Here is an 8,820-nt window from a genome sequence, read left to right as displayed (position 1 = left end):
CGGCGGGAGCGCGCTCAGCAGGCGCGCCCGCACCGCCCAGGCGCCGGCGGCGATCAGCCCGCCGCCCGCCGCGACCAGCAGCAGCGCGATCTCGAAGGCAGCGGCCGTGGGAAGGTCGGGCGCACCCATCTCGCTGACGTAGACCCAGCGGCTGCTTCCGATGCTGAACCGCGCCGCAAGGAGGACCCCGAGACCCGCTAGCACCAGCAGCGCGCCGCCCGCGAGCAGAGGTCCTCGTCGGCGGCGCATCCCCTCATCGTGCCAGACCGCTCCGGAGGCTCCTCCGCGCGGGCACGCCAATCTTCTCCCACGGGTGACACCCCCGTAACAGGGCCGACTCATTGCGTCGCTTGACTGGAGACGGCGTCGGGATGCGGGCATCGGGGGCGACGCCGGTCGACAGGACCTCCACCGCCGCGACACGAAAGGCGATGATGCACACCAGCGCGCTCGGGCACGGCCTCGCGATTGGCGAGATCCCTGAGGAGGTACTCCTCCCCGACACGATGACCGCAGCGGTGATCGACGCGCCGGGAGACGCCTCCGTCCTGCACCTGGCGACGGTGCCGACACCGTCATCGATCAACGCCGAGTTCACCGTGAAGGTGGTCGCCGCGGGAGTGAACCCGCTCGACGCGACGACGCGGGCCGGCCGAGGAGTCGCCTCGCAGATCGCGTCGTACCCGGCGGTGCTCGGCCACGACTTCTCGGGAGTCGTGGTCTCGAGCCCCTACCCCGCGCATCCGCTCCGCCCGGGCGACGAGGTGTACGGCTTCGTGATGGTGCCTCGGTACTCCGGCTCCTATGCCGAGTACGTCAGCGTCCCGAGTGTCTCGATCGCCAGGAAGCCCTCGACCCTCTCGCACGTCGAGGCGGCGGGCGTGCCGCTCGCGGCTCTGACCGCCTGGGGCATGGTGGTCGAGCTCGCGAAGGCACACGAGGGCCAGCGGATCCTGATCCACGCCGGATCGGGCGGCGTCGGCCACTTCGCCGTGCAGTTCGCCGCCTACTTCGGAGCGTCGGTGATCGCGACCGGCTCGACCCGCAACGTGCAGTGGCTCCGCGAGCTCGGCGCCTCCCGGGTGATCGACCACACCGCCGAGCGCTTCGACGAGGTCCTCGCCGGGATCGACGTGGTGATCGACCTCGTCGGCAACGCGCACGACGACACCGGCTCGCGCTCGCTCAAGGTCCTACGTCCCGGCGGCCTGATGGTCACGGCGCCGACGAGCGGCTGGCCCGGGTTCTTCGAGGAGGCCGCGGCGGCCGGCGTGCGCGCCTCCGGTTACCGCGTCGCGCCCGACGGCGCGACCCTGGCCGTCGTCTCGCGCCTGCTCGAGTCGGGTGACGTGCGCGTCCTCATCGACAGCATCCTCCCGCTCGCCCGAGCCTGCGAAGCCCACGAGCAGCTCGAGACCGGGCACACCCGCGGCAAGATCGTGCTCACCGTCTCCGAGGCTGACCCGCCGCCATGCACTGAGGGAGCCCCGGACCGTCGAGAGGGCCTGCCCTCACGGGCGGCCTCGACGGTCCGGGTTTCCCTCACTCGCGGTCGCCTCGTCAGAGGGCGCGCTCGAGGACGAAGTCGTCCTCGTAGCGGCCGCCGACCAGGAAGCGCTTCGTGCCCACCACCTCGAAGCCGTGCTTCGCGTAGAAGCGGCGCGCCCGCTCGTTCTCCTGGTTCACGCCGAGCCACATGCCACGCGCCCCGCCCGCCCGCGCGTCGTCGATGCTCGCGACCATCAACCGGGCGGCAACGCCCGAGCCGTGCCAGGCGGGCAGGGCGTAGCACTTGCTCAGCTCGACTCCCGGCCGATGGGTAATCGTGGAATCGGCGTCCGCATCGGCGGGCTCGCCGCGGATGATCATGGTGTACCCGAGCGCCCCGGTCGCGTCCTCGGCGACGAACAGCACCCGAGCGTCATCGGCCAGGTACTCGCGGAACCGCTCGACCGACAGCACCGTGCGGATGAACTCGGCCTTCGCCTCCCGGGTCGTGTGCGGCGGGCAGGCGAGCGGGAAGGTGACCGCCGCGACCGACGAGAGCGCCGCGGCATCAGAGGCGACGGCGCGGCGGATCGTTACAGGCGAGGGGGAGGGATCGGACACTCCGACCAGTATGCCCGCCGCGGGGAGCACCCCGGAGACGACGAGGGAGGGGACCCGCCGAAGCGGGCCCCCTCCCCGTCACTGCCGAGCCGAGGCTCAGGCGAGGACGTTGACGTCCAGCGGGATGCCGGGACCGAAGGTCGTCGAGACGGCGGCCTTCTGGATGTAGCGGCCCTTCGAGGAGGACGGCTTCAGGCGGACGATCTCGTCGAGAGCAGTCTTGAAGTTCTCCTGGAGCTGCTCCTCGGTGAAAGCGGCCTTGCCCACGACGAGGTGCACGTTGGCGTGCTTGTCGACGCGGAACTCGATCTTGCCGCCCTTGATCTCGGTCACGGCCTTCGCGACGTCCGGGGTCACGGTGCCGGTCTTCGGGTTGGGCATGAGGCCGCGGGGGCCGAGCACCTTGCCGAGACGGCCGACCTGGCCCATGAGCTCCGGGGTCGAGACGGCGGAGTCGAACGAGGTGTAGCCGCCCGCGACCTTCTCGATCAGCTCGGAGCCGCCGACCTCGTCGGCACCCGCGGCCAGAGCGCCTCGGCGGCCGGGCCGGTCGCGAACACGATGACGCGGGCGGTCTTGCCCGTGCCGTGCGGGAGGATGACCGTGCCGCGGACCATCTGGTCGGCCTTGCGCGGGTCGACGCCGAGCTTGAGGGCGACCTCGACGGTGCTGTTGAACTTGGCGGAACCGGTCTCGCGAGCGAGCGCGACGGCCTCATCGGGGCTGTAGAACTTGCCCTCTTCGAGCTTGGCCGCTGCGGCCCGGTAGGCCTTCGACTTCTGTGCCATGTTGTTTCTCCTTGAAACGAGAATGTGGTTCTAGAGCCTGGCGGGCTCTCCCACGGGGAGTTGGAGTTCTGGGTGTGCCGTGATCACGGCCGGGAGTGCTGCTCGTAGGAGGCAGAGAGCTCGCGCGGAGGCTTTTCGAGGCGCGTGATGCGACCCCATTGAGGGGTCGCCGTTGCGTTCTCGAGGCGTCCGCGGTGAGTCCGCGCTTGTCAGCGCGGGGCTGCCGCCTGTGAAGAGCGCTTCGCGCTATTCGACAGTGATGCCCATGCTGCGCGCCGTTCCGGCGATGATCTTCGCCGCGGCGTCGATGTCGTTGGCGTTGAGGTCGACCTGCTTCGCCTCGGCGATCTCGCGGACCTGCGCCTGGGTGAGCTTCGCGACCTTCACGGTGTGCGGGGTCGACGAGCCCTTGGCGACGCCGGCGGCCTTCTTGATGAGCTCCGCCGCGGGCGGGGTCTTCAGGATGAAGGTGAACGAGCGGTCCTCGTAGACGGTGATCTCGACGGGGACGACGTTGCCGCGCTGCGATTCGGTCTGCGCGTTGTACGCCTTGCAGAACTCCATGATGTTGACGCCGTGCTGACCGAGCGCCGGACCGATCGGGGGCGCGGGGTTCGCCGCGCCGGCCTTGATCTGGAGCTTGATCAGGCCGGTGACCTTCTTCTTGGGGGCCATTCTGATTCCTTTTCTCAGGGTTCGAGCGGTCGGGGGCTCCCGACCGCTCTCCCGCTCATCCGACGGTGTCGGATCGCGGTGGAGGCTCGGGCCGGCGCGCACACGGAGGGGCGCCGACACACAACCCCCAAGAGCCTACACGAGGGGCAGCGCCCCCGACAGGTCGAAGACCACCCGCGCGACCCGCAAGAGATCCAGAGCGCGAGGTCACGCTCAGACATGACGTGACCCGCGACGATCCCCTGCGGATCGCGCCCCACCGCTCGCACGGCGAACGCCCCCTCCGATCGAGCGGAGGGGGCGTTCACACGGGCAGTGCGTGGCTCGTCAGAGCTTGGTGACCTGGTCGAACGACAGCTCGACCGGGGTCTCGCGCTCGAAGAGCGACACCAGCACGGTGAGCTTGCCGCTCTCGGGCTTGATCTCGCTGATCGAACCGGGAAGACCCGCGAACGAGCCCTCCTTGATGGTGATGGTCTCGCCGATCTCGAAGTCGACCTCGGCGGGGAGGACGCGCTGGACCTGCTTCTGACCCTTGGCGCCGGGCGCCTTCGAAGGAGCGACGTCCTTGATCTCGACGAGGCTCTTCAGCATGGTGAACGCCTCCTCGAACCGCAGCGGAGTCGGGTTGTGGGCGTTGCCCACGAAGCCGGTCACGCCCGGCGTGTGGCGGACGACCGACCACGAGTCCTCGTTGAGGTCCATGCGCACCAGCACATAGCCGGGGATGCGCACGCGGGTGACCATCTTGCGCTGGCCGTTCTTGATCTCGACCACGTCCTCCATGGGGACCTGGACCTCGAAGATGTAGTCCTCGGCCTCGAGTGAGACCTTGCGGTTCTCGATGTTGGACTTCACACGCTTCTCGAAGCCCGCGTAGGAGTGGATGACGTACCACTTGCCCGGCTTGCCGCGCAGCTCGGCGCGGAAGGCCTCGTAGGGGTCGATGTCGGCCAGCTCCTCGCCGGCGGACTCCGCATCCTCTGCAGCGACCTCGGCCTCGTCCTCGACGGCCTCGAGGGCAGCCTCGGCCTCCTCGACGGTGTCGATGTGGGCCGCTCCGTCGACCGCCGAGTCGGCCTCGGGGTCGTCGACCGAGCCGATGGCGTCCAGCGCGGCCTCGAGGTCGGAGGCGAGATCGTCCTCGGACTCGTTCTCGTCGATGACGCTCAGGGCGCCCTCCTCGGCGGGTTCGACGGCGTCCTCGGCCTGAGTCTGGGTGCCACCCTCCTGCTCCTCCTCGACCTCGGACGACTGCTCGGCAGCCGTCGCCCAGTCGACGTCGTCGCGGTTTCTGTCAGACACTCGTCACAACTCTCTCTCATCGATCGGTCACGCCCCTCGGGGCGCGTCCCGCTGTCGCCGGCACGCTCCGCTCGCGCGGACCGGATGCTCTCGGGTCAGGCGGCGGGTGTGCCGAACACGTAGGTCACGGCCAGGGCGAACACCCAGTCGAGGAAGGACACCAGCGCCATCATGATGACGACGAAGATCAGTACGACCACGACGTAGTTGCCCAGCTCCTTGCGGGTGGGCGTCACGACCTTCTTCAGCTCGGCGATGACCTGCCGGATGAAGAGGGCGATGCGCGCGAACGGATTGCGCCGCGCGGCTCGCTGCTGATTCGCGATCGCGACGACGTCCTCGCTCGGCTCGTCGACTGCTTTCCCGGCCACCTGCACGCACCTTTCCCGCACCGGAACCTCCGGTGTGGCCGGCCACCCGTCCTGGGTGGCCCTGGACCGATGACCGCTGCATCGCGGGAACCGCGTGCGACGGGCATCGATGTGCAGGGCGGACAGGGCTCGAACCTGCAACCTGCGGTTTTGGAGACCGCTGCTCTACCAATTGAGCCACCGCCCTATGGATGCCGTTGCGAGCATCCGAGGAAGGAGACCGACCGACCGCGCCTCGCCGCGCGCCCTTCGCGGGCGCTGTGGATGAGGGCAGAGATCGACTACCTCAGACGAGTGTACGTGGACCCGCAGAGCGTGTCCAGCCGAGCGGCGAGGGCCCCGCGGGCCTCCTGGGCGCGCAGGATACGCTGGCCGTCGTGTCCTCCACCACGCGCATCTCCGCCCGCATCTCCGCCATCGCCGAGTCCGCGACCCTGAAGGTCGATGCGAAGGCGAAGGCCCTCCAGGCCCAGGGCCGCCCGGTCGTCTCGTACGCCGCCGGCGAGCCCGACTTCCGCACCCCCGAGCACGTCGTCGAAGCGGCCTCGGCCGCCGTGCTCGACCCGCGGAACTACCGCTACACGCCCGCCGCCGGCCTCCCGGACCTCCGCGAGGCGATCGCCGTCAAGACGGCACGCGACTCCGGCTGGGACGTCGAGCCCTCGCAGATCGTCGTGACCAACGGCGGCAAGCAGGCCGTGTACCAGGCCTTCCAGACGCTGCTCGACGACGGCGACGAGGTCCTCGTGCCGACCCCCTACTGGACCACCTACCCCGAGGCGATCAAGCTCGCCGGAGGCGTGCAGGTCGACGTGTTCGCGGGCGCCGACCAGGGCTACCTCGTCACCGTCGAACAACTGGAGGCGGCACGGACCGAGCGCACCAAGGTGCTCCTCTTCGTCTCCCCCTCCAACCCGACCGGAGCGGTCTACTCCCCCGAGCAGACCCGCGAGATCGGCGAGTGGGCCGAGGAGCACGACCTCTGGATCATCGCCGACGAGATCTATCAGAACCTCGTCTACGCCACCGGCGACCAGGACGACGCGGGCCCCCTCGAGCGGGCGACATCGATCGTCGAGGCGGTGCCGGCGCTGCGCGACCGCACGATCCTCGTCAACGGAGTCGCCAAGACGTACGCGATGACAGGCTGGCGGGTCGGCTGGATGGTCGGCCCGGCCGACGCGATCGCGGGCGCGGCGAACCTCCAGTCGCACCTCTCGAGCAACGTCTCGAACATCTCGCAGCGCGCGGCCATCGCGGCCCTCACCGGGCCGCAGGAGCCGGCAGAGGAGATGCGTCTGGCCTTCGACCGCCGCCGCCGCACGATCGTGGCCGAGCTGAACGCGATCGACGGAGTCGAGTGCCCCACCCCGGGCGGCGCGTTCTACGTCTACCCCGACGTCACCGGACTGCTGAACCGCGAGTGGGGCGGAGTGACTCCGACGACCTCGCTCGAGCTCGCCGACCTCATCCTCGAGCAGGCCGAGGTCGCGACGGTCCCCGGGGAGGCGTTCGGCCCGAGCGGATACCTTCGCCTCTCGTACGCCCTCGGCGACGACGCGCTGCTCGAAGGAGTGAAGCGCCTTCAAGGGCTGTTCTGCTGAGCCCCTCCTCCTCCGTCGCCGATCGGCCGCGGTCGGCACCACCGACCAGGCGGATCCCCGAGGGCGCCCCGCGATCCGCGAACGTTGACACGCGAATCGCCGGTCACGCTCCGCCAGGGGGCGTCGGGGACGAGGTGCGGAACTGGCATGTCCGGGCGCGGAGGGCAAGAGGGAGGCGGAAATCGGGGAACGGTGTCGCCGGGCGGTCGGGACAGGGCACGCTGGGGGGATGAGCGAAGACTCCGCCGTCCGGGTCCGCGATCTGCGGAAGGACTACGGCAGCGCGCCCGCCCTCGTGGGAGTCTCCTTCGACATCCGACGCGGCGAGACCTTCGCCCTCCTCGGCCCCAACGGCGCCGGCAAGTCGACCACGATCGAGATCCTCGAGGGCTACCGCGACCGCTCAGGAGGCGAGGCCTCGGTACTCGGAGTCGACCCGCGGCACGGCGGGCTCGCCTGGAAGGCGCGGCTCGGCATCGTCCTCCAGTCGAGCGGTGAATCGGGCAACGCCACGGTGCGCGAGCAGATCGCGCACTTCGCGAGCCTCTATCCCCGCCCCCGCGATGTCGACGAGACGATCGAGGCGGTAGGGCTGACGGCGAAGGCACGATCGCGGATCGGCAGGCTCTCCGGCGGCCAGCGCCGACGCGTCGACGTCGCGCTGGGCATCATCGGCCGTCCGGAGCTCGTGTTCCTCGACGAGCCGACGACGGGCTTCGATCCGGAGGCGCGCCACGCTTTCTGGGACCTGATCGCCCTGCTCAAGAGCGAGGGCACGACCATCCTGCTCACCACCCACTACCTCGACGAGGCCGCCCGCCTCGGCGACCGCGCGGCCGTCATCTCCGGTGGGAGGCTGCTGGCGATCGGCCCGATGAGCGCCATCGGCGGCGAGGAGGCGCGCATCCCGATCGTGCAGTGGCGCGAGGACAACGAGCTCCGCCGCCTCCGAACGACGGAGCCGGCGCAGGCGGTGGCCGCGCTCCACGCCCGCCTCGGCGAACCGGCCGCCCTCGAGGTGGTGCGTCCGAGCCTCGAGGACATCTACCTCGACCTGATCCGCGAGGACCGGGCCGGCGACGCAGTCGCTGCGATCGGCGAGCCCGCATGAGCACCCTCGCAGGCCGCGCCCGCACTCTCTCGACCGGGCCTGGCCGCACCCTGCGGCTCGGTCTCTCTCGCGCCCGCTACGAGATCCGCTCCTACTTCAGGGCGCCCGACCAGGTGTTCTTCACCTTCCTGTTCCCGGTCCTGCTGCTGACGATCTTCTCGGTCGCCTTCGGCGAGACGCGGTGATGCAGGCGAACCCGCAGGACCCGGGCATCCCGATGGCGGAGTACTACGTCCCCGGTCTGGCAGCGGCGGGGATCCTCCTCTCGGGCGTGCAGAACCTGGGCGTCGACATCGCCGTCGAGCGCAGCGACGGCACGCTCAAGCGCCTCGCCGGCGCACCGCTGCCGGTGTTCAGCTACTTCCTCGGCAAGTTCGGCCAGGTCCTCGTGACGAGCCTCGCGCAGACGGCGCTGCTCCTACTCGTCGCTGCGACGGTCTTCTCGGTCGAGCTCCCCGCCGACGGCGGTCGCTGGGCGACCTTCACGTGGGTCTACCTCGCCGGAGTCGCGACGTCCGCGATCCTCGGGATCGCCGTCTCGGCCCTGCCGCGCTCGGGCAAGAGCGCCACCGCCGTCATCGTCCCACCGCTGCTGGTGCTCCAGTTCATCTCGGGCTCGTACCTGTCGTTCACGACGCTGCCGGACTGGCTGCAGAACACGGCGAGCGTCTTCCCGCTGAAGTGGATCGCTCAGGGGATGCGCGCGGTGTTCCTGCCGAGCGGCTTCGAGGAGGCGGAGGTCGGCGGGTCCTGGGATCTCGGCGGGGTCGCGCTCGTGCTCGGCGTCTGGCTGGTCGTCGGCCTGATCGCGTGCCGGTTCGGCTTCCGCTGGATCCGGCGCGACAGCTGAGGCGGCG

8 protein-coding genes, 1 tRNA gene and 3 pseudogenes are annotated in these 8,820 nt (G+C 70.1%); 5 read left to right on the top strand and 7 right to left on the bottom strand.

Annotation, left to right across the window (positions count from 1 at the left end):
• Positions 1 to 249, bottom strand: a pseudogene (locus ACH61_RS03900) (hypothetical protein); the annotation flags it as partial.
• A 122-nt stretch (positions 250 to 371) separates the two neighbouring features.
• Between ACH61_RS03900 and ACH61_RS03895 the strand changes: the two are divergent.
• Positions 372 to 1,433: pseudogene (locus tag ACH61_RS03895) on the top strand (NADP-dependent oxidoreductase); the annotation flags it as partial.
• A 127-nt stretch (positions 1,434 to 1,560) separates the two neighbouring features.
• Here the strand turns inward: ACH61_RS03895 and ACH61_RS16085 are convergent.
• The 6 genes and pseudogenes from ACH61_RS16085 to ACH61_RS03870 all read right to left on the bottom strand — a co-directional run bounded on the left by ACH61_RS16085 (position 1,561) and on the right by ACH61_RS03870 (position 5,435).
• Entirely contained in the window at positions 1,561 to 2,109 is a 549-nt protein-coding gene (locus ACH61_RS16085) for a GNAT family N-acetyltransferase (RefSeq protein WP_082844997.1), read from the bottom strand.
• A gap of 96 nt (positions 2,110 to 2,205) precedes the next feature.
• Positions 2,206 to 2,897: pseudogene (gene rplA, locus ACH61_RS03890) on the bottom strand (50S ribosomal protein L1).
• 246 nt (positions 2,898 to 3,143) lie between these two features.
• Positions 3,144 to 3,572 (bottom strand): 50S ribosomal protein L11, encoded by a 429-nt coding sequence (gene rplK / locus ACH61_RS03885; protein ID WP_068208795.1) that lies wholly within the window; start codon positions 3,570 to 3,572, stop codon positions 3,144 to 3,146.
• A gap of 327 nt (positions 3,573 to 3,899) precedes the next feature.
• Positions 3,900 to 4,877 (bottom strand): transcription termination/antitermination protein NusG, encoded by a 978-nt coding sequence (gene nusG, locus ACH61_RS03880; RefSeq protein ID WP_068208794.1) that lies wholly within the window; start codon positions 4,875 to 4,877, stop codon positions 3,900 to 3,902.
• A gap of 95 nt (positions 4,878 to 4,972) precedes the next feature.
• Positions 4,973 to 5,248: a preprotein translocase subunit SecE gene (secE, locus tag ACH61_RS03875; RefSeq protein ID WP_068208793.1), complete on the bottom strand. Its 276-nt coding sequence runs from the start codon at positions 5,246 to 5,248 to the stop codon at positions 4,973 to 4,975.
• Between the two features lie 114 nt (positions 5,249 to 5,362).
• Positions 5,363 to 5,435, bottom strand: a tRNA-Trp gene (locus ACH61_RS03870).
• A 190-nt stretch (positions 5,436 to 5,625) separates the two neighbouring features.
• Here ACH61_RS03870 and ACH61_RS03865 point away from each other — a divergent pair.
• From ACH61_RS03865 to ACH61_RS03855, 4 genes are all read left to right on the top strand, one after another.
• Positions 5,626 to 6,852 (top strand): pyridoxal phosphate-dependent aminotransferase, encoded by a 1,227-nt coding sequence (locus ACH61_RS03865; protein WP_082844995.1) that lies wholly within the window; start codon positions 5,626 to 5,628, stop codon positions 6,850 to 6,852.
• A gap of 229 nt (positions 6,853 to 7,081) precedes the next feature.
• A complete protein-coding gene (locus ACH61_RS03860) occupies positions 7,082 to 7,963 on the top strand; it encodes an ABC transporter ATP-binding protein (RefSeq protein WP_068208792.1) in 882 nt (293 codons plus the stop codon).
• Positions 7,960 to 8,148 carry a hypothetical protein gene (locus ACH61_RS18955; RefSeq protein WP_330220123.1) on the top strand — a complete coding sequence of 63 codons (189 nt, stop codon included), beginning with the start codon at positions 7,960 to 7,962 and terminating at the stop codon, positions 8,146 to 8,148. Before ACH61_RS03860 ends, ACH61_RS18955 begins: the two co-directional genes overlap by 4 nt.
• Positions 8,148 to 8,813 (top strand): ABC transporter permease, encoded by a 666-nt coding sequence (locus tag ACH61_RS03855; protein WP_330220124.1) that lies wholly within the window; start codon positions 8,148 to 8,150, stop codon positions 8,811 to 8,813. Before ACH61_RS18955 ends, ACH61_RS03855 begins: the two co-directional genes overlap by 1 nt.
• Positions 8,814 to 8,820 lie beyond the last annotated feature (7 nt).

Source organism: Rathayibacter tanaceti (genome assembly GCF_001634385.1).
In the GTDB taxonomy this organism is placed as follows: Bacteria; Actinomycetota; Actinomycetes; order Actinomycetales; family Microbacteriaceae; genus Rathayibacter; species Rathayibacter tanaceti.
The sequence above is the reverse complement of the archived record's forward strand: the minus strand, read 5'-3'. Positions and strand labels throughout refer to the sequence as shown.

Excerpts from the sequence above, each read along its gene's own strand:
- ACH61_RS03855 (WP_330220124.1), top strand. The coding sequence starts at position 8,148 with ATGCAGGCGAACCCGCAGGACCCGGGCATCCCGATGGCGGAGTACTAC.
- ACH61_RS03860 (WP_068208792.1), top strand. The coding sequence starts at position 7,082 with ATGAGCGAAGACTCCGCCGTCCGGGTCCGCGATCTGCGGAAGGACTAC.
- rplK (WP_068208795.1), bottom strand. The coding sequence starts at position 3,572 with ATGGCCCCCAAGAAGAAGGTCACCGGCCTGATCAAGCTCCAGATCAAG.
- ACH61_RS18955 (WP_330220123.1), top strand. The coding sequence starts at position 7,960 with ATGAGCACCCTCGCAGGCCGCGCCCGCACTCTCTCGACCGGGCCTGGC.